The 20489-nt window shown below is 64.1% G+C and carries 17 protein-coding genes, 1 tRNA gene and 1 pseudogene; 7 read left to right on the forward strand and 12 right to left on the reverse strand.

What is annotated here, in order from left to right:
* Positions 1-47: 47 nt before the first annotated feature.
* The 3 genes from APH33_RS23520 to APH33_RS23530 form a co-directional block, all read right to left on the reverse strand.
* On the reverse strand, positions 48-1478 hold the full coding sequence (locus tag APH33_RS23520; protein WP_054887446.1) for an aldehyde dehydrogenase family protein: 1431 nt from the start codon (positions 1476-1478) through the stop codon (positions 48-50).
* Positions 1479-1491: 13 nt separating this feature from the next.
* A complete protein-coding gene (locus APH33_RS23525) occupies positions 1492-2991 on the reverse strand; it encodes a cytosine permease (RefSeq protein WP_054887447.1) in 1500 nt (499 codons plus the stop codon).
* 94 nt (positions 2992-3085) lie between these two features.
* Positions 3086-3475 (reverse strand): nuclear transport factor 2 family protein, encoded by a 390-nt coding sequence (locus tag APH33_RS23530; RefSeq protein ID WP_054887448.1) that lies wholly within the window; start codon positions 3473-3475, stop codon positions 3086-3088.
* 213 nt (positions 3476-3688) lie between these two features.
* On the opposite strand from APH33_RS23530, the gene ycaC reads away from it, so the two are divergent.
* The 7 genes and pseudogenes from ycaC (at position 3689) to APH33_RS23565 (ending at position 11190) form a co-directional block, all read left to right on the forward strand.
* Positions 3689-4309, forward strand: a complete 621-nt coding sequence (gene ycaC, locus APH33_RS23535; protein ID WP_054887449.1) for an isochorismate family cysteine hydrolase YcaC — start codon at positions 3689-3691, stop codon at positions 4307-4309.
* 95 nt (positions 4310-4404) lie between these two features.
* Positions 4405-5223: a polyphosphate kinase 2 gene (gene ppk2 / locus APH33_RS23540; protein WP_054887450.1), complete on the forward strand. Its 819-nt coding sequence runs from the start codon at positions 4405-4407 to the stop codon at positions 5221-5223.
* A 34-nt stretch (positions 5224-5257) separates the two neighbouring features.
* Positions 5258-6448 carry a monovalent cation:proton antiporter-2 (CPA2) family protein gene (locus APH33_RS23545; RefSeq protein ID WP_054887451.1) on the forward strand — a complete coding sequence of 397 codons (1191 nt, stop codon included), beginning with the start codon at positions 5258-5260 and terminating at the stop codon, positions 6446-6448.
* Positions 6449-6486: 38 nt separating this feature from the next.
* Positions 6487-7584: pseudogene (locus APH33_RS23550) on the forward strand (AI-2E family transporter).
* A 3-nt stretch (positions 7585-7587) separates the two neighbouring features.
* A complete protein-coding gene (locus tag APH33_RS23555; protein ID WP_054887452.1) occupies positions 7588-9102 on the forward strand; it encodes an efflux transporter outer membrane subunit in 1515 nt (504 codons plus the stop codon).
* The gene (locus APH33_RS23560; protein ID WP_054887453.1) at positions 9099-10190 is read left to right on the forward strand and encodes an HlyD family secretion protein; all 1092 of its coding nucleotides are present in this window, start codon (positions 9099-9101) and stop codon (positions 10188-10190) included. The genes APH33_RS23555 and APH33_RS23560 overlap by 4 nt, the downstream gene beginning before the upstream one ends.
* The gene (locus APH33_RS23565; RefSeq protein WP_054887454.1) at positions 10180-11190 is read left to right on the forward strand and encodes a DUF2955 domain-containing protein; all 1011 of its coding nucleotides are present in this window, start codon (positions 10180-10182) and stop codon (positions 11188-11190) included. The genes APH33_RS23560 and APH33_RS23565 overlap by 11 nt, the downstream gene beginning before the upstream one ends.
* A gap of 117 nt (positions 11191-11307) precedes the next feature.
* On the opposite strand, the gene APH33_RS23570 is transcribed toward APH33_RS23565, so the two are convergent.
* The 9 genes from APH33_RS23570 to APH33_RS23610 form a co-directional block, all read right to left on the reverse strand.
* Positions 11308-13035 carry a SulP family inorganic anion transporter gene (locus APH33_RS23570; protein ID WP_054887455.1) on the reverse strand — a complete coding sequence of 576 codons (1728 nt, stop codon included), beginning with the start codon at positions 13033-13035 and terminating at the stop codon, positions 11308-11310.
* Positions 13036-13313: 278 nt separating this feature from the next.
* Positions 13314-14414: a redox-regulated ATPase YchF gene (ychF, locus tag APH33_RS23575; RefSeq protein WP_054887456.1), complete on the reverse strand. Its 1101-nt coding sequence runs from the start codon at positions 14412-14414 to the stop codon at positions 13314-13316.
* 22 nt (positions 14415-14436) lie between these two features.
* A complete protein-coding gene (gene pth, locus APH33_RS23580) occupies positions 14437-15021 on the reverse strand; it encodes an aminoacyl-tRNA hydrolase (protein WP_009686183.1) in 585 nt (194 codons plus the stop codon).
* An 81-nt stretch (positions 15022-15102) separates the two neighbouring features.
* Entirely contained in the window at positions 15103-15702 is a 600-nt protein-coding gene (locus tag APH33_RS23585) for a 50S ribosomal protein L25/general stress protein Ctc (protein ID WP_054887457.1), read from the reverse strand.
* 120 nt (positions 15703-15822) lie between these two features.
* A complete protein-coding gene (locus tag APH33_RS23590) occupies positions 15823-16764 on the reverse strand; it encodes a ribose-phosphate pyrophosphokinase (RefSeq protein ID WP_003247410.1) in 942 nt (313 codons plus the stop codon).
* A gap of 48 nt (positions 16765-16812) precedes the next feature.
* Positions 16813-16887, reverse strand: a tRNA-Gln gene (locus tag APH33_RS23595).
* Between the two features lie 20 nt (positions 16888-16907).
* A complete protein-coding gene (ispE, locus tag APH33_RS23600) occupies positions 16908-17768 on the reverse strand; it encodes a 4-(cytidine 5'-diphospho)-2-C-methyl-D-erythritol kinase (RefSeq protein ID WP_054887458.1) in 861 nt (286 codons plus the stop codon).
* Between the two features lie 3 nt (positions 17769-17771).
* Positions 17772-18389: a lipoprotein insertase outer membrane protein LolB gene (gene lolB, locus APH33_RS23605; protein ID WP_054887459.1), complete on the reverse strand. Its 618-nt coding sequence runs from the start codon at positions 18387-18389 to the stop codon at positions 17772-17774.
* 4 nt (positions 18390-18393) lie between these two features.
* Complete coding sequence (locus APH33_RS23610) at positions 18394-20106, reverse strand: tetratricopeptide repeat protein (protein WP_054887460.1); 1713 nt, start codon at positions 20104-20106, stop codon at positions 18394-18396.
* Between the last annotated feature and the right edge of the window lie 383 nt (positions 20107-20489).

Genomic DNA, 20489 nt, shown 5'->3' on the forward strand with positions numbered 1-20489 from the left:
CTCGATTTCACAGGCGCTGAAAATCTTGTGTCAGGCCCTCTAGGCCATCACCCCAAACACCGAGTCACATGCTTCACCGACTGGTACCCCGACAACCCCCAAGGCCCCAGCTCCCGCCCAATCCCGCTGCCCTTGGTGCCGCCCCACGACGTCTCGACGAACACCGCCTGCACCGAGTTGATCCACACATGCCCGACCTCCAGCGCATCGGCCACGCGCTCGGCGCGTTCCAGGTCGGCGGAGCAGACCGTGGCGACCAGCCCGAAGCGGCTGTCGTTGGCCTCGGCAATCGCTTGCTCTTCAGTGGCGAAGCGACGCGCGCACAGCACCGGGCCAAAGATTTCCTCGGTCCACAGGCGGCTGTCCTTCGGCACTTCGGTGTACAGCGTCGGGCTCACGAACCAGCCCTCACGGTCAAGCGCCTGCCCGCCGGCCAGGCACTGCAGGCCTTCTTCACGCGCCGTCGCGAAGTAGCTGGCAACCTTCAGCCACTGCGCCTGGCTGGTCAGCGGCCCCATGTCCACCTCTTCGGTCAGCGGGTTGCCGACCCGCAGCTTTTGCAGTGCTGCCTGCAGGCGCGGCAGCAGTGTGTCGGCAATGCCGTCCTGCACCAGCAGGCGCGAGGTGGCCGAGCACATCTGCCCGGCGTTCCAGGTGATACCGGCAACGATCCACTCCACCGCCTGGTCCGGGTCGCAATCGTCGAACACCACGATCGCCGATTTGCCACCGAGCTCCAGGGTCACTGGCCGGCACTGCGCCGAAGCGCTGCGCATCACCTGGCTGCCGACGCTGTTGCTGCCGGTGAACGACAGCTTGTCGAGGCCGTTGTGGCTGCTCAGCGCAGCGCCAGTCTCGGCCTTGCCGTTGACGATGTTCAGCACCCCGGCCGGCAGGCCCAGGGTGTCGGCGATCTGGCCGTAGGTCTGCTCGATCAGCGGGGTGACTTCCGACGGCTTGAGCACCACGGTGCAACCGGCTGCCAGGGCCGGGGCGAGCTTCCAGGCGCTGGTCACCAGCGGGAAGTTCCACGGCACGATCAGGCCGACCACGCCCACCGGCTCCAGGCGGGTGCGGGCGGTGAAGCCCGCTGCCGCCAATGGCACGTCACGGTTCTTCGAGGGCAGTTGTTCGGCCAACTCGGCGTAATAGGCGAAGGTGGCGACCGCATCATCCAGGTCGATTTCGGCCTCGTGCCGCGGCTTGCCGTTGTTGCGCATCTGCAACGTGATCAGTGCTTCGCGACGCTGGCCGAGCTGTTCGGCAAAGCCGCGCAGGAAGGCCGCGCGCGTGCTGGCGCTGACCTTTTTCCAGGCAGGCAGGGCGTCACGGGCGGCGGCCACGGCTTGGTCGACCTGGGCCACGCTGGCAGCCATCAGTTCGGCGAAGGGCAAGCCCAGCGCAGGCTCGCTGACGCTGATGCAGTCGCTGCCCTGGCCTTCGACCCAGCGGCCGGCAATGTAGTGGGAGGTAGTCATGGTCGGTATCCAGTCAGGCCATTTCGGCAGTGGTCACCGGCGTGTGCGGGGCGCTTTTGCAGCGCACCCAGCGCGGGCCGTTGGGGCCATACACGCCAGCAGGTTCAGGGAACAGGTTGAGCAGCAGCAGGTACAGCAGGCCGGCCAGGCCCAGGGTGACCGGCAGGCTCAGGTCGATGCCACCGGCCAGGTCGCCGAGCGGGCCGACGAACTGCCCTGGCAGGTTGACGAAGCACAGGCCGACCACCGCGCTGGGGATCCATGCGCCCATGCCGCGCCAGTTCCAGCCATGCAGGAACCAGTAGTGGCCGCCACGCTGGCCGCGGGTAAACACCTGCAGGTCGTCTGCGTGGTAGAAGCCGCGGCGGGTGATCAGGCCGAGGATCATGATCACCATCCATGGGCTGGTGCAGGTGATGATCAGCACGGCGAAGGTCGACACGCTCTGCACCAGGTTGAACGTGAAGCGGCCGATGAAGATGAAACCGATGGCCAGTACACCGATCAACAAGGTGGCGCCGGCGCGGCTGAGCAGGCGCGGGAACACGCTGGACATGTCCAGGCCGGTGCCATACAGCGCGGTGGTGCCGGTGGACATGCCGCCGATCACCGCTATCAGGCACACCGGCAGGAAGAACCAGCTCGGCGCCACGGCCAGCAGGCCGCCGACGTAGTTGTTGGCGGCGATGTAGTCAGGCGCCTGGCTGGCCACCAGGGTGGCAGTGCACAGGCCGAACAGGAAGGGGATCAGCGTTGCCACCTGGGCGGCGATCACGGCCAGCATGATGCGGGATTTTGGCGTCTGTCGCGGGATGTAGCGCGACCAGTCACCGAGGAAGGCTCCGAACGACACCGGGTTGCTCATGGCCAGGATCGCCGCGCCGACGAATGCCGCCCAAAAGCCCGGCTGGCTGAGGTTGACGCTACCGGCGAAGCCCGCATCGAACGGCCCGGCGAAGGCGAAGATGCCCAGCAGGAACAGCAGGCTCGAAGCCCACACGGCAATCTTGTTGACCCACAGCATGAAGCGGAAGCCAAAGATGCACACCACCAGCACCAGCACCGCGAACAGGCCATAGGCCAGGCCCAGGGTCAGGTCGGTCTCCGGCAGCCCGGCCAGGCGCTTGGCGCCGCCAACCAAGGCATCACCCGAGCTCCACACCGACAGCGAAAAGAACGCCACTGCGGTGAGCAGTGACAGGAACGAGCCGACGATGCGCCCGTGCACGCCAAAGTGCGCGCCCGACGACACCGCGTTGTTGGTACCGTTGAGGGCACCGAACAGGCCCATCGGCGCGAGGATCAGCGCGCCCACGCCGACGCCCAGCAGGATCGCCCAGACGCCGGCCTGGAACGATAGCCCGAACAGCACCGGGAAGCTGCCCAGTACGGCAGTCGCGAATGTATTGGCACCGCCGAAGATCAGGCGGAACAGGTCCAGCGGGGAGGCGTCGCGTTGATCGTCGGGGATCTGCTCGACGCCATTGGTCTCGATACCGGTCGAGTGACTCATGGTGATGCTCCAGCGCGGTAGTTGTAGGCCCATCGCGGTGCGCGGGCCCTCTTGTGGGTGCGATGGCAGTGCGGCAAGGCCGCGTAAGTGCGGATCAGGAGGCGGTGACGACCGACAGGTGTTCGTGGCACGCCAGCCATTGCTCGCCGTGACGGCGGAAGACGATGGTCTCGCGTTCGGCCAGCTGGTGCTCCTCACCGGCAAGGCGGATGTGAGTGGCCACGTCATGCATGAAGATTGCCACGTCGCCTTGCAGGCTCACTTGCACGTTGCGTGACTCACAGCCGAGCACGGCAAAGCCCTCGGCCTGCCACTGGGCCCAGAGGGCTTCATAGGCACGACGTGACAGCAGCGGTTGCGGCAAGGTGTGGAAGAGGAAGCTGGCGTCTTCGCTGAAACAGGCGAAGTAGCGAGCGGTGTCGTTGCTGGCAAAGGCCGCGACGAGGTCGGCGGCAGCTTGCCGTACCTGGAGTGTCTGGTCCACGGGAGTGGCCTCACGGTTATTGTGATTGTGGTGAAGCGATTCTGGTGGGGGCGGCTGAGGGGAAAAATCGCGGCGGAGAAATAATCAGTTCAGGAATTTGTGAAGTGATGGCTACCGATCAAGTAGCCCCCAAGCGAACCGACTGACGGTCCCTCCTGCCCCCCATCCTTGCCTACGCTGAAACTCCAAACCTACGATGCAAGGAGTTCCGTCATGGCCTTCCAATACAAGCGTCTGGACAAGAACAACGCCGCCGTCCTGCTGGTCGATCACCAGGCTGGCCTGCTTTCACTGGTGCGCGACATCGAGCCCGACCGCTTCAAGAACAACGTGCTGGCCCTCGCCGACCTGGCCAGGTACTTCAAGCTGCCGACCATTCTCACCACCAGCTTCGAAACCGGCCCCAATGGCCCGCTGGTGCCCGAACTCAAGGAGCAGTTCCCCGACGCCCCTTATATCGCCCGCCCCGGCAACATCAACGCCTGGGACAACGAAGACTTCGTCAAGGCCGTGAAAGCCACCGGCAAGAAGCAGCTGCTGATCGCCGGGGTGGTCACCGAGGTCTGCGTGGCTTTCCCGGCATTGTCGGCGCTGGAGGAGGGCTTCGAGGTGTTCGTGGTCACCGATGCCTCCGGTACCTTCAACGAGCTGACCCGAGATTCGGCCTGGCGGCGCATGGAGGCAGCCGGTGCCCAGCTGATGACCTGGTTCGGCGTCGCCTGCGAGCTGCACCGTGACTGGCGCAACGATATCGAAGGCCTGGGCACATTGTTCTCCAACCACATCCCGGACTATCGCAACCTGATGACCAGCTACAACAAGCTGGCGAAATAAGGGCTGCTCAGGCGCCGCCTGTTGCCTGACAAGCGAAGCGGAAAAGTGCCATGAATCGACCATACTGACTCTTCATTCGCCCTCAGGAGAGCGCCATGGCCAAACCGTCCAGGAAGAAAGATTCGAACGAGCAGCCAGAAAAACTGGGCGGCAAAGCGTATGAGCAAGCGCTCAGGAAGCTTCACGTGGAGCTGGTGAAACTGCAGGAATGGGTGGTGGCCAAGGGCTTGAAGGTATGCATCGTGTTCGAGGGCCGTGATGGTGCCGGCAAAGGCGGCACCATCAAGGCCATCACCGAACGGGTCAGCCCGCGGGTGTTCCGCGTGGTGGCGTTACCGGCACCGACCGAGCGGGAAAAGACCCAGATGTACGTGCAGCGCTACCTGCGCCACCTGCCGGCCGCCGGCGAAGTGGTGATTTTCGACCGCAGCTGGTACAACCGCGCCGGTGTCGAACGGGTAATGGGGTTCTGCAGCGAAGAGCAGAGCACCAAGTTCCTCACCGTGGTGCCGCTGTTCGAGAAATTGATGGTCGAATCGGGGATCATCCTCATCAAGTACTGGCTCGAAGTCAGCGCCGAAGAGCAGACCAGGCGCCTGCAGGACCGTATCAATGACGGGCGCAAGCTGTGGAAGCTGTCGCCCATGGACCTCAAGTCGTACACCCGCTGGGACGACTACACCCGTGCACGCGACGACATGTTCGCGGCTTCCGATTCATCCTGGGCGCCGTGGTTCATGGCGTATTCCAACGACAAGCGGCGTGCCCGGCTGAACATCATCAGCCACCTGCTGACGCGCATCCCCTACAAGGACATCACCCGCGATGAGGTGGTGAAGCTGCCCAAGCGCGGCAAGATCGGCAAATACAAGGCCGTGCCCTATCCCTTCAAGGTGGTCGAAGAACATTTCTGATCTCTTCCAAAGGGGCTGGCAAGAGTGCGAATCCATGCCACATGACGGCAGCCTGTTGCAGGCGACGGTAGTGTTTCTTCTGGCCGTGGTGCTGCTGGTACCACTGGCGCAGCGTTTGAAGATGGGGGCCGTGCCCGGCTATCTGCTGGCCGGCATCCTGATCGGGCCTTCAGTGCTGGGCCTGCTGGGCAACCCCGACAACGTTGCCCGCCTGTCGGAGATGGGCGTGGTGATGCTGCTGTTCGTCATTGGTCTGGAGCTGTCGCCGCGCCGCCTGTGGACCATGCGCAAGGCATTGTTCGGCATCGGCTCGCTGCAAGTGGGTTTGACGGCGGTGGTGCTCGGCCTGCTGGCGTATTTCCTGTTTGGCCAATCGAAGGCGGCGGCGATCGTGCTCGGTCTGGGGCTGGCGCTGTCGTCGACGGCGTTTGGCCTGCAGGTGCTGGCCGAGCGCAAGGACCTGGGCAAGCCGCACGGTCGCCTGGCCGTCGCGATCCTGCTGTTCCAGGACATTGCTGCCATTCCGCTGATTGCCGTGGTGCCTTTGCTCGGTGGTGATGTCAGCACTGCCGACGAAGGTTCCTGGCCGCTGCTGGCCGTGGCGGCCGGCATTGGCGTGCTGATCGTCTTCGGCCGCTATCTGTTGAGCCCCGTCTTCAGATGGACTGTCGGTTCCGGCTTGCCCGAACTGTCTACCGCCACCGCGTTGCTGGTGGTGCTGGGCACGGCCTGGTTGATGGAGCACGTAGGGGTGTCCATGGCCCTGGGGGCTTTCCTGGCCGGCGTGATCATGGCCGAGTCGCCCTTTCGCCACGAATTGGAAACCCAGATCGAGCCGCTCAAGGGCCTGCTGTTGGGGCTGTTCTTCGTCGGCGTCGGCATGAGCGCCGACTTGCGCCTGCTGTTCGGCATGCCCCTGATCGTCCTGGGGCTGACGCTGCTGCTGGTGGTGGTCAAGTTGCCCCTGCTGCTCGTCCTCGGGCAAACGGCGGGCGGCCTCAACCGCGCCGAGGCGTTGTGCCTGGCGATCGTGCTGGCGTCTGGCGGTGAGTTTGCCTTCGTGGTGTTCAAGCTGGCGCTGGAGCATCAAGTACTGACACAACAGGTACACGACTTGCTGGTGCTTGCCATCACCATGTCGATGGCGGTGGTGCCCCTGGTGATGATGGCTCTGGCGCGGCGGTTGCCTGACGGAGACTGCCCGGTCGGCGAGACGGGCCACTGAATCGCGCCTCGCGGGCGCACCTACTGCGGAGGTGAAACATGCAGCCGAGTCTGAAGCTGGACAGCGCCCTGTCGCGGGGCCTGCTCGACGTGCTGATCAAGGCGGGCCTGGTGGCCGCCCTGGTGATGTTCTCCTTCCAGGTTTTCCAGCCGTTCCTGGAACTGATGCTGTGGTCGGTGATTCTGGCGGTCACGCTGTATCCGTTGTACTTGCGAATCAGGCGCGGCACCGGCATCAAGGATGGCTAAGTGGCAACGCTGGTGGTGTTGCTGGTGCTGATCGTGCTGCTGGTCCCGATCTACCTGGTGGTGATGTCCATCGGCGATTCGGTGGACAGCCTGGTGACCCTGCTCAAGAGTGGTACCTGGAGCGTGCCGGCCCCGCCCGAGTCGGTAGCGACCTGGCCGCTGATCGGGCCCAGGCTGTATGCACTGTGGCTGTCGGCGTCGCAAAACATGGCCAGCGTGCTCAACCAGTGGATGCCACAGCTCAAGGGTGCCGGGCTTACAGTGCTGGGCGCCGCGGCCAGTGTCGGTGGTGCATTTTTGCTGTTCGTCGGTGCGATCATCATTTCTGGCGTGATCATGGCCTTTGGCGAGCGCGGTGAAGTCGCCTCGCAGCGCATCGCCATGCGGGTATCCGGCGAGGAGCGCGGCAAGCCGCTGGCCCAGCTGTGCACCGCAACCATTCGTGCCGTGGCCCAGGGCGTGATCGGCATCGCCTTCATCCAGATGTTGCTGATTGGCGTCGGTTTCGTGGTCAAGGGTGTGCCTGGGGCGGGCATGCTGGCGATCGTCATCCTCATGCTGGGGATTGCCCAGGCACCCGCAACGCTGGTCACGGTGCCGGTGATCATCTATGTGTTCAACGTCGAGGGTTTCACTGCCGCGACCATCATCTTTGCCGTCTATACCTTCGTTGCCGGGCTTGCCGACAACGTGCTCAAGCCGCTGCTGCTGGGGCGTGGGGTGGATGTACCGATGCCGGTGGTGCTGATCGGTGCCCTGGGCGGCATGGTGGTCAAGGGCATCATCGGCCTGTTCATCGGCCCGGTGATCCTCGGCGTGACCTATGTACTGTTCTGGCAATGGGTGGCGCTGCAGGTGCCGGAGCAACCGACCCCGCCTGCGGCCTGAGCCATGCCCAAGCGCTGCTATGGCCTGGGCCTGCTGATGATTCTGGCCGGCTGTACCCAGGTCGGCCCGGACTTCGAAAAGCCCCAGGACCCATGGCTGGACAGCTGGAACACGCCCCTGCTGGAGCAGGCCGGGCGCTTTGCGCCAGCACCGGACCTGCGCCAGTGGTGGCGGGTGTTCGCCGACCCTACACTCGAAGAGCTGATCGCCGAAGCCGATGCCAACAATACCAACCTGCGAGTGGCTGGCTTGCGCATTGCCGAGGCGCGGGCGCAGCTGGCCATCGTGCAGACCGGGCGTTATCCACAGCTGCAGCAATTGAACGCGCAGAGCCTGTACCTGAAGCAAGACCAGTCCGGCACCTCCACCGCCCGTGACTCGGTGTTCTGGCAGTCCAGCGTGGGCTTCGACATCGGCTGGGAGATCGACTTCTGGGGCCGTTTCAGCCGCGCCATCGAGAGTGCCGATGCGGTCTACTTCGCCTCCCAGGCCAACTACGCCGATGCCATGCTGCTGATGCGGGCGCAGGTGGCCGACACCTACTTTGCCCTGCGTACCGCCGAGGCGCGGCTGGATATTGCTCAGGAAAACGCCAAACGCCAGGAGCGCAGCCTGCAGATCACCGAACGGCTGTTCCGCCACGGCGAGAACGACGAACTCGACTGGCAGCAGGCGCGTACCCAGTACCTGGCGACCCTGGCCACCATTCCCGAGTTCGAGAACCAGCTCAACGCCTTGCGCAACGTGCTCTGTTCGCTGCTCGGCCGGCCACCGGGGCCGCTGCCCGAGCTGCAGGCGCGCCACGGGCAGTTGCCGCTGCCGGACCGCGCGGTGCTGCAGGACGTGCCGGCCAGCCTGCTGCAGCGGCGCCCGGACATCCGCGTCGCTGAACAGGCAGTGGCGGCGCAATCGGCGCTGGTGGGCGTGGCCGAAGCAGACCTTTATCCACAGCTGAGCCTGCTGGGCAGCATTGGCTGGACCTTCCTGTCGACCAGCCGCCTGCCCAACACTTTCGACCTGGCGGCGGGGCCGAGCCTGATCTGGAACCCGTTCGACTACGGCCGGCGCAAGAATGCCGTGCGGGTCGAAGACGCCCGCCTGCAGCAATTGATCGAGCTGTATCACCAGAGCGTGCGCGAAGCGGCGCAAGAGGCCGACGCTGCTGCCAGCGGCCTGGTGCGCTCGCTGCAAAGCGCCAGCATTCGCCAGGATGCCTCGCAGGCCGCCCAGCGTTCGCTGACCCTGGCCAGTTCGCAGTACCAGGAAGGCTTTGCCGACTTCCAGCGCGTGCTCGACGCCCAGCAGCTGCTGTTGCAGCAGCAGGACGGCTACCTGGTCAGCCGTGGCAATGCGGTGAGCAGCCTGGTGAGCTTGTACAAGGCACTGGGCGGCGGCTGGGACAACAACCGCAAACCGATCGACCCTGTTACCCGCCAGAAGATGCAAAACCGTACCGATTGGGGCGACCTGCTCGACGAGCCGGCCGCCGCCGACCCCGCACAAGGTGAGCCGAAATGAGTGATTCTGCGCAGAAGCCGCCAGCCCCCGATCGCGGCATGCGCTGGGTGTTGATCCTGATCGCTGTCAGCCTGGTCTGGTACCTGCTGGCCGACCGTTTCACGCCCTACACCCAACAAGCCCGGCTGCAGGCCTACGTGGTACCGGTGGCCGCCGAAGTGGCCGGGCAGATCAAGCGCGTGGCGGTGGGCAACAACCAGCAAGTGCGCCAGGGCGATGTGCTGTTCGAACTCGACCAGGAACAGTACCGCATCGCCCTGGCCCGCGCTGAAGCCGACCTGGACACCGTGCGCCGGCAGATCGGCGCCAGTACCGCCGGCATCGACTCGGCCCAGGCCGCGCTGGTGGCGGCACAGGCCAACGAACGCAAGGCGCGCCAGGATGCCGAGCGGCTCAAGCGCTTGATCGATGAAGACCCGGGCACGGTATCGGTGCGTCGTCTGGAAGGTGCGCAGGCCACCCGTGACCAGGCCATCAGCCAGGTGGCAGCCGCCCGCGCCGAGGTCGAACGGGCCCGCGAGCAGCAGGGCGGGGCCGACGCCGATAACGCTCAACTGCGCAGCGCCGCGGCCAACGTGGAAAAGGCGCGCCTGGACCTGGCCCGCACCGTGGTGCGCGCCGACGCCAACGGTTTGATTACCGACCTGCGCACCGACGTGGGCCACTACGTGGGTGCCGGCAGCCCGATGATGACCCTGATCACCATCCACGACGTGTGGATCAGTGCCGACATGACCGAGAACAACCTCGGTCGCCTGCGCCCCGGCGCGCCGGTGCTGGTGGTACTCGATGCCTTGCCCGGCACCGTGCTGAAGGGGCAGATCCGCAGCATCGGCTATGGCGTGAGCGTCGGCCAGCCTGCGCCCCCTGGGGCCTTGCCAACAGTGCAGAACAGCCGCGACTGGCTGCGTTCGGCGCAGCGCTTCCCGGTGATCGTCGAACTCGACCGTGATCAGCTCAACGACAAGTCCGGATTGCGTGTGGGTGGCCAGGCCGAAGTCATGGCCCTGCCCAGCGAAGGCAACCCGCTGAACCTGCTGGGTCGCGTGTTCATGTGGCTGATGAGCTGGCTGTCGTATGCCTATTGAGCTGCGCCGCCTGCGCGCGCTGCGCCTGGCCTGGGGAGTGGCGCTGTGCCTGGCGACCAGCTTTGGCCTGGGCCTGCCGGTGCCGATCCTGGCGCCGGTGTTTGCGGTGCTGTTGCTGGCCATGCGCAGCGAGCCGCTGCCGTTCAAGGCAGCGCCGGCACTGGCGATCCTGGTATTGCTCAGTTGCGGCAGCGGCCTGTTGCTGATTCCGCTGTTGCGCCATGCTCCGGTGAGCGGGGTGCTGCTGGTCGGCGTGGGGGTGTTCCTGGTCTTGCGCTACGCGCTCAAGGGCGGCAATGGCCTGCTGGCCAACCTGCTGGTGATCGGCCTGACCATGATCGCGGCGGCTGGCACCAGCGATTTTACCTTGGCGCTGTCGGTGGTCGAGGCGTTGGCCAAGGGCATGCTATTGGCGGTGTTGGGGAGCGCGTTGGCCCATGTGCTGTTTCCCGAGCCGCCCGGCGCGCCTGTGCAGCCGTCGCCGCCCTTGCTGGACAGCGCGGATGTCGGCTGGGTTGCCCTGCGCGCCACGCTTATCGTGATGCCGGCGTTTCTGCTGGCGTTGATCGCCCCGGATCAGTTCATGCCGCTGATCATGAAGGCGGTGAGCCTGGGGCAGCAGGCCGGGGAGACGCGGGCGCGGCATGCCAGCCGCGAGCTGATCGGCTCGACCTTGCTGGCTGGGCTACTGGCAATGCTGGTGTGGGGCGCGTTGAGCCTGTTCGTTCACCTGTGGATGTTCTTTCTATGGGTGCTGCTGTTCGTCCTCTGGCAGGCGCGCAGGCTTTACCGTGCGGTGCAGACCCGGCAGAGCCCGGCGTACTGGGTGAGCTGCCTGACGACCATGCTGATCCTGCTCGGGCAGTCGGTGCAGGACAGTGCTGGCGGGCAGGATGTGTACAAGGCGTTTGCCGTGCGCATGGCGCTGTTCGTGGCGGTGTCGCTGTATGCCAGTGCCATGCTGATCTGGATCGACCGGCGCCGGGTTCGGGCTGCCTAGCCCCCCTGCACCGGCCTATTCGCGGGCACGCCCGCTCCCACAGGTACAGCGTCGCTGATGGGATCACACACACCCTGTGGGAGCGGGCAAGCCCGCGAAGAGGCCGGTACAGGGAACTCAGGGCTTCCAATCAATCCCGGTATCTGCCAGGTAGGCATCCACCGCCGCCCCGACCGTAGGGTGAAACGCCCGCTCCCCCATATGCTCGAACAACTCGAAGCGCTTCATCTTGTCTTTCACCGGGTCTTTCATCTCGGCAAACTGCAGCTCCACCCCCCGAGCTTCCAGCGCCCGATCCAGCTCGGCGAGCATGTCTGCCGAAGTGATATCGATGCTGGTCACAGGTTCCGCTGCAATCACCAGCCGCTGCACCGGAGTCGGCGATTCGTCCACCGCCGCCAGCACCGTACCCTGGAACTGCTCGGCGTTGGCGAAGAACAGCGGCGCATCCCAGCGCAGCAGCACCAGCCCGGGAATCCGCCGGGCCTGTGGATAACGTTTCACGTCGTGGTAGCCGCGGGTGCCATCGACCCGCCCGAGCACGGCGAAATGCGGCCTCCAGCCGTCCCACAGGAATTCGATCACCGAGATCGCCACGGCAATGCAGATACCCGGGATGGCACCGAACACCGCGACGCCGACGAAGCAGGTGAACGACAGCCAGAACTCCCATTGCTGCATGCGGAAGATGCGCTTGAGGTCGGCGAACTCGAACAGCCCCAAAGCGGCGGCGATGACCACGGCAGCCAAGGCGCTGTTGGGCAGGTGCTGCATCAGGTTGGGGGCGACCAGCAGCAACAGGGTCACCGCCAGCGCGCCGATGATGCCGGTCAGCTGGGTTTTCGAGCCCGCTGCCTCGGCCACCGGGGTACGTGACGAGCTGCTGCTGATGGGGATGCCCTGGAACAGGCCGGAGGCCAGGTTGGCAACGCCCAGGCCGAACATCTCCTGGTTGGGGTTGACCGGTGTCTTGAGCCGCGCGGCATAGGAGCGCGACAGCACGCTGGTGTCGGCAAACGACACCAGGGCCACGGCAATCCCGCCCAGCACCACTTCGACCAGGTCGATGTCGCTTACCCATGGGAAGACGAAGCTGGGCAGACCCTGTGGCAACTGGCCGAGTACCTTGACGCCCATCTGGTCGAGGTTGAACAGGCTCACGGCCAGGGTCGCCAGCACCACGGCGATCAGGATTCCAGGGATGCGCTTGAAGGGTTTGAGCAGGAGGATCAGCACCAGGCTGCCGGCGCCGACGATGAAGCTTGGCCAGTGTCCCTGGCCGGCGAACAGTGCCTGGCCAAGGTGCCAGAGGTCGCGCAAGGGCCCCCCGCTATCGACTTTGATACCGAACAGCTTGGGTAGCTGGCTGATCAGCACGGTGAGGGCGATACCGTTCATGTAGCCGTAGCGGATCGGCTTGGACAGCAGCTCGGTGATGAAGCCCAGGCGCAGCAGCCCGGCGATCATGCAGAAGGCGCCGGCCACCAGGGCCATCAGGCTGGCGATGGCGATGGCGATGGCGCGCTGCGGGTCGCTGGCGGCGTACTGCACGACCACCGCCAGGATTGGCGCGGCCAGTGCCGAGTCCGGGCCGAGCACCAGGATGCGGCTGGGGCCGAACAGGGCGTAGGCCAGCAGCGGGATGATGGTGGCGTACAGGCCGTAGATGCCCGGTACCCCGGAAGCTTCGGCGTAGGCGATGCCGACCGGCACCAGCATGGTGGTCAGCACCAGGCCGGCGGCGATGTCCTTGGGCAGCCAGGCGGGCTGGTAGTGCAGCAGGGTGGCCAGGCCGGGGAGCCAGCGCTGCCAGTCGAAGCCCGAGCGGGGAGGCGTTTCATGCATGGTCGAGGCTCCTGGGAGGAGGGCGCATGAAGCGCTAGGTGGTCCTTTAGATACTCTGCTTAGATGCAGAAAGTTGGGGCCGCTCTGCGGCCCTTTCGCGACACAAGGCCGCTCCTACAAGTACAGCGCAGTTATCCAGATTTCGCTGTATCTGTAGGAGCGGCCTTGTGTCGCGAAAGGGCTGCAAAGCAGCCCCGGCAATCGTGCAGGAGAAGCTCAAAGACAAAACCCCTTGAAACCATGGGCCTCAAGGGGTTTTCAGTGCTGCAGACTGCCGTTTAGACGTTGAAGCGGAAGTGCATCACGTCGCCGTCTTTGACGATGTAGTCCTTGCCTTCCAGGCGCCATTTACCGGCTTCCTTGGCACCGCTTTCACCCTTGAACTGGATGAAGTCGTCATAGGCGACCACTTCGGCGCGGATGAAGCCTTTTTCGAAGTCGGTGTGGATCACGCCAGCGGCCTGCGGGGCGGTGGCGCCGACGCGTACGGTCCAGGCGCGCACTTCCTGCACGCCGGCAGTGAAGTAGGTCTGCAGGTTGAGCAGCTCGTAACCGGCGCGGATCACGCGGTTCAGGCCAGGCTCTTCCAGGCCCAGGGCCTCGAGGAACATGTCCTTCTCTTCGCCGTCTTCCAGCTCGGCGATTTCCGCCTCGATCTTGTTGCACACCGGCACCACGACCGCGCCTTCTTCCTCGGCGATGGCCTTGACCACGTCCAGGTGCGGGTTGTTGTCGAAGCCGTCTTCGGCGACGTTGGCGATGTACATCACCGGCTTGCTGGTCAGCAGGTGGAAGCCACGGATCATGGCCTTCTCGTCGTCAGCCATGTGCTTCATCAGGCTGCGCGCTGGCTTGCCTTCGGTGAAGTGCGGGATCAGCTTCTCCAGAATCGCCTTTTGCGCCAGGGCGTCCTTGTCGCCGCCCTTGGCGTTGCGAGCAACTTTCTGCAGTTGCTTCTCGCAGCTGTCGAGGTCGGCGAAGATCAGTTCGAGGTCAATGATCTCGATGTCGCGCTTGGGGTCGACGCTGTTGGAAACGTGGATCACGTTCTCGTCTTCGAAGCAGCGCACCACGTGGGCGATGGCGTCGGTCTCGCGGATGTTGGCGAGGAACTTGTTGCCCAGGCCTTCACCTTTCGACGCACCGGCCACCAGGCCTGCAATGTCGACGAACTCCATGGTGGTCGGCAGGATGCGGTTAGGCTTGACGATTTCCGCCAGCGCCGCCAGGCGCGCATCGGGCATCGGCACGATGCCGCTGTTCGGCTCGATGGTGCAGAAAGGGAAGTTCTCCGCCGCGATGCCAGACTTGGTCAGGGCGTTGAACAGGGTGGACTTGCCGACGTTGGGCAGGCCGACGATGCCGCAATTGAAACCCATGGGTATTCCCCTCTCTAGGAAATCAGGCCTTCTGGCTGTGCAGCTCGCGCATGGCCTTGGCGAAGTCGCCAGCCAGCACGTCCGGCAGCACGCCGAGGGCAAAATCGATGCTGGCGTCGAGCTTCTCCTGCTCGGCGCGCGGCGCGCGGCCCAGGACGAAGTTGGAGACCAGTTTGGCGTCGCCCGGGTGGCCAATGCCAAGCCGCAGGCGGTGGAAGTCGTTCTGGTTGCCGAGCTGCGCGATGATGTCGCGCAGGCCGTTGTGGCCCCCATGGCCGCCGCCGCGCTTGAGCTTGGCAACGCCCGGAGGCAGGTCGAGTTCGTCGTGTGCCACCAGGATCGCTTCCGGCTTGATGCGGAAGAAATTGGCCAATGCCGCCACGGCCTGGCCGCTACGGTTCATGTAGGTGGTGGGGATTAACAGACGAACGTCGTTGCCCTGATGGCTGAATTTAGCCGTCAGGCCGAAATATTTTTTGTCAGCAGTCAGCGATACACGCTGGGCGCTGGCAATGCGTTCAACGAAAAGAGCCCCTGCGTTATGCCGGGTCTGTTCGTATTCGGGGCCGGGGTTACCCAGGCCAACGATCAACTGGATGGCGGTCACGTCAGGGGCTCTTCCTTGGAGTTGGTGGGTTACAGGGCGCGGGGCGCACTGTAACCCGATCAACACCGGCGTGCGAGTGGATTACTCGGCAGCGCCTTCTTCAGCAGCTTCGGCGGAAACGCGCGGAGCGTGAACGTTGGCAACAGCTTTGTCATCACCGTGGGCCAGAGCAACGAACTCTACGCCTTTCGGAGCTTTCAGGTCCGACAGGTGGATGATGGTGCCGATTTCGGCGTTGGCCAGGTCGACTTCGATGAACTCTGGCAGGTCTTTGGCTTCGCAGGAAACTTCGATCTGCGATTCAACGTGCGAGATCTCGCCGCCTTTCTTGACCGGTGCTTCTTCGTTGATGAAGTGCACTGGAACAACAGCGGTCAGCTTCTGGCCAGCAACGACGCGAACGAAGTCGGCGTGCATGATGAAGCCTTTGGCTGGGTGGCGCTGCATGGCCTTGACGATGACGTTCTGCTTGGTGCCGTCGACGTTCAGTTCGATAACGTGGCTGAAGGCAGCTTCGTTTTCGAACAGCTTGGCGATTTCCTTGGCCACGATGGTCAGGGATTGAGCTTCTTTATCGCCACCGTATACAACGGCAGGGATGCTGGCGGAGTGACGCAGGCGGCGGCTCGCACCTTTCCCCAGGTCAGTACGCGCTTGGGCGTTCAGGATGAAATCAGTCATTTTGCTTCTCCAAAATAGCCTCCCGAATGGCGTTTGCGACCAGCGCCAGACGGGGATGGCAAAAAAGCCCCGCCCCAACACATGCTGGGGCGGGGCGCTTCACATCAACACGCGTTCCGCTTAGCGGAACATCGCGCTGATCGATTCTTCGTTGCTGATGCGACGGACCGCTTCAGCGACAACCGGTGCGATATCCAGCTGGCGGATACGGTCACAGGCTTGAGCAGCGGCAGACAGCGGAACGGTGTTGGTCACCACCAGCTCGTCCAGTACCGACTTCTCGATGTTCTCGATCGCGCGGCCCGACAGGACAGGGTGCGTGCAGTAGGCGTAAACCTTGGCAGCGCCGTGCTCTTTCAGGGCTTTGGCCGCGTGGCACAGGGTGCCGGCGGTGTCGACCATGTCGTCTACCAGGATGCAGGTGCGCCCTTCGACGTCGCCGATGATGTGCATGACCTCGGAGTGGTTAGCCTTTTCACGGCGTTTGTCGATGATACCGAGGTCGACGCCCAGGGACTTGGCAACGGCGCGTGCGCGCACAACGCCACCGATGTCCGGGGAAACGATCATCAGGTTCTCGAAACGCTGGTCTTCGATGTCGTCGACCAGTACGGGCGAGCCGTAGATGTTGTCGACCGGGATATCGAAGAAGCCTTGGATCTGGTCAGCGTGCAGGTCGACGGTGAGAACACGGTCGATACCCACGACAGTGAGCATGTCAGCAACGACTTTGGCGCTGATGGCTACACGTGCCGAACGCGGACGGCGGTCCTGGCGGGCATATCCGAAGTACGGAATCACGGCGGTGATTCGGGATGCTGAGGAGCGGCGGAAGGCGTCGGCCATCACTACCAGTTCCATCAGGTTATCGTTGGTCGGGGCACAGGTCGGCTGAATAATGAAGACGTCTTTACCGCGGACATTTTCATTGATCTCAGTGCTGATCTCACCGTCGGAGAATTTACCGACAGAGACGTCACCGAGAGGGATATGCAGCTGACGTACGACACGCCGAGCCAGATCGGGGTTAGCGTTCCCCGTAAAGACCATCATCTTGGACACGCGCAGTACCTGAAGGCTGAGGGTATACCTGGATGAGTATAAGGAAAATGGCAGGGGCGGCTGGATTCGAACCAACGCATGGCAGGATCAAAACCTGCTGCCTTACCGCTTGGCGACGCCCCTGTATCTGTTGCTGCGAACGCTTATGCGCTCGACTTCTTGACCAGACTTTGCAGCTTGCGATGCAACATCGAAATATTGCTTCCTTTCGCCACAAACCCTGTTTGGGTCGCTGAAAGAAGGGCCAGAACTTTATCAGCTTCGGCTTTGCTTGGGAAGGCCCCAAACACACAACTTCCAGTGCCGGTTAGTCGAGCCTCTGTGAATTTACCCAGTGAATTCAGCGCGTTGCGAACTTCCGGATAATTCTGCTCTACCACCGGTTGGCAGTCATTTCGACTGTTTCCCTTGGGAACGGGGCGCATCTTAAGGGGGAGGGAATCACGTGTCAACTGTGGATGTGAAAAAATTTCTACTGTGCTGACAGACACTTGCGGCACCAGGACGACATACCACGGCTCTTCCGGGTCGACCGGGGTCAGTTGCTCACCGACGCCCTGGGCAAAGGCGGCATGGCCACGGACGAACACCGGCACATCGGCGCCCAGGCTCAAGCCCAGCGCGGCCAGGCGGTCTTCGTCCCAGTCCAGCTGCCACAGGTGGGCCAGCGCCAGCAGCGTGGTCGCCGCATCCGAGCTGCCGCCGCCGATACCGCCGCCCATGGGCAGTACCTTGGTCAGCCAGATATCGGCACCCAGCCGGGTGCCGGACTGTTCCTGCAATTTACGCGCGGCGCGCACGATCAGGTTGCTGTCGTGGGGCACGCCTTCGATTTCGGTATGCAGGCGGATCACGCCGTCTTCGCGCAGGGCGAAGCTCAGCTCGTCGCCATGGTCGAGAAACTGGAACACGGTTTCCAGCTCGTGGTAACCGTCGGCGCGGCGACCGATGATGTGCAGCCACAGGTTGAGCTTGGCCGGGGCGGGCAGGGTGAGCGTGTGCATGGATCAGTGCCCCAGCTGGCGCGGTTGCCAGTCCTTGACCACCAGGGTCACGTCGAGGTCTTTGCCATGCAGCTTCATGCGTTCCGGCAGCCAGTAGCCGTTCTGCTCGGTATAGCTCAGGTACTGAACCTGCCAGCCATCCTGGTCGAGGCTGGCCAGGCGGCTGTCGCCATCCAGGGTCAGCTTGCTCTTGCTGTCGGGGGCGGGCAGGCCGCGTACCCACCAGACCAGGTGCGAGACCGGCAGCTGCCAACCGAGCTGTTCTTCCAGCAGGGCTTCGGGGCTGCCGGCTTCATAGCGGCCCTGGTTGGCCACTTCCAGCACCACGCCACCCGGGCGGCCAGTCAGGCGAGCTGCGCCACGGCCGAGCGGGCCGGCCAGGCGGATGTCGTAGTAATCCTGGCGTTGCAGCCAGAACAGCGTGCCGCTGCCGGAGTCGCGCGGGGCGCGGATGCCGACCTTGCCGTTGATCTGCCAGCCGTCGAGGCTGCTCAGCTGCTCTTTGTGGGCGCGCCACTGCTGTGGGTCGCCGTGGCCCTGCAAGGCCTCACGGCTACCGAAGCCGGCACAGCCGGCCAGCAGGGCGATCAGGGTGAAGGTGATGCAATGGCGCAGAAACATGGCGTTAAAGAGTCTCGGATCCGGTCAGGCGCAGGAGGGTCTTGCGCAGGATGGGGCTGTCGGCCTGGGCTTCGAAGCCCTTGGCCCAGACCTGGCGGGCTTCGCGGCGCTTGCCGTTGGCCCACAGGACTTCGCCCAGGTGAGCGGCCACTTCGTGGTCGGGGAAGCGAGCAAAGGCCTGGCGCAGGTAGTCTTCAGCCTCTTCGAGGTGGCCCAGGCGATAGTTGATCCAGCCCATGCTGTCGAGCACGGCTGGGTCGTCCGGGGTCAGCTGGTGGGCCTTGTCGATCAGTGCCTTCGCTTCGTCGTAGCGGGTGGTGCGGTCGGCCAGGGTGTAGCCGAGGGCGTTCAGCGCCATGGCGTTGTCCGGCTCGCGGGCGATGATGGCGCGCAGGTCTTTTTCCATCAGCGGAAGGTCATTGCGCTTTTCGGCGAGCATGGCGCGGGTATAAAGGAGGTTGAGGTCGTCCGGGTAGCGCTTGAGGGCTTGCTGCAGCACCTGGTCGGCCTGGGCGTCCTTGTTGTTGTTGCTGTAGCTTTCCGATTCGATCAGGTACAGCTGCACCGCGTAGTCCGGCTGCGCCTCGCGGGCCTCGGCGAGCAGGCGCGAAGCCTCGGTGCCGCGGCCGTTGGCGATCAGGATGTCGGCTTGGCGCAGTTGCGCCGGCAGGTAATCCGGGCCGTTGCCGACCAGGGCGTATTCGCGCAGGGCGCCGGCCGGGTCATGGCGCTCTTCGGCGATGCGGCCCAGGTTGAGGCGGGCGGCGTCGACGTTGCTGTCGCGCTCGATCAGCTCGCGCAGGTAGACCTCGGCTTCATCCCAGTCCTTCATCTCCAGGCACACCAAGGCCAGGGAGTAACGCGCTTCGTCATCATCCGGGTACTGCTGGACCAGGCTGAGGAATTCGGCCTTGGCGTCGGCCATGCGGTCCTGTTCGACCAAGGTGCGCGCATAGGTCAGGCGCAGGCGCTTGTCATCGGGGTTGTCACGGATTGCCCCGCGCAGCAACGGCAGCGCTTCCGGCCCACGGTCCAGAGCCTGGAGCAGGCGGGCGCGCAACAGGATCGGGGCGATTTCGCCATTCTGCGCCGGGTGCGCTTCGAGCAGGTCGAGGGCTTGCTGGGCCTTGCCGTCCTGGTTCAGCAGCAGCGCCTTGCCGAACACCAACTGGCTGTTGTCCGGGTATTTGACCAGCAGGCGATCGAAGCTCTGCATCAGGCCGTCGCGGGTGCTCTGGTCGGTTTCGGCGGCGGACAGGGCAAGGAAGTCGAAGTGGGTGTCACCCTGGCCTTGCAGCACCTTCTCCATATAGGCCATGGAGTCGTCGTAGCGGCCGGCGCGGGCCAGCTGAATGGCGGCGGCGCGCTGGGCGTCGAGGTTGTCCGGGTCGTTCTTGGCCCAGATCAGTGCGCTGTCCAGCGCCGGCTCGTCGGCGCCGAGGTACTCGGCAATCCGGTACGCGCGCTCGGAAACGCCCGGGTCCTGGGTCTTCTCGGCCTGGTCGGCGTAGTTGGCCAGGGCGATGTCGAAGCGGTTGCGCTGGCCGGCCAGTTCGGCCACCAGCAGGCTATAAAGAGTGTCTTGCGTGAACGACCCATACACCACGGGCTTCTTCGCCTCGGCCTCGGCGGCGGGAGGCTCGGCCTTTTGCGGGGCCAGGCTCTGGCAGCCCTGGAGCAGGGCGAAGGCAAGCAGCAATGCGTAGGGTCTGTTCATAGAGAGGCTTAAAAAGACTAACCGGCGGTCGGAGCATGATGACACAAGCGCGAGGGCAAACCCACCTGCGAAGGTCGTGGTTTACAGCTTGGGTGGTGCTAGGTCGGACAGCGGGGTAGGTGAGAGGTTCGGTGGTGTAGATCGCTCCGTTGATTCGGCTATTTAACGGGAAACAGGAAGTGGGAGAGCACGAGCGCAGAGAGCAGCGTCAGATGCAAGGCCAGCAGGCAAAGAAGAATGCGTCGATGCTTTCGGGGGAAAGCCTTGACCTCCTCTGCGTTAGCGAGTCCTCGCCATATGAACAATTTGGGGGTTGCCAATACTACCGATATGGAACCAGTGCGTATCAGCTTTCCTGGCAGGCCCGCGAACCTGTAGATTTT

Source organism: Pseudomonas sp. NBRC 111130, assembly GCF_001320485.1.
In the GTDB taxonomy this organism is placed as follows: Bacteria; Pseudomonadota; Gammaproteobacteria; order Pseudomonadales; family Pseudomonadaceae; genus Aquipseudomonas; species Aquipseudomonas vlassakiae.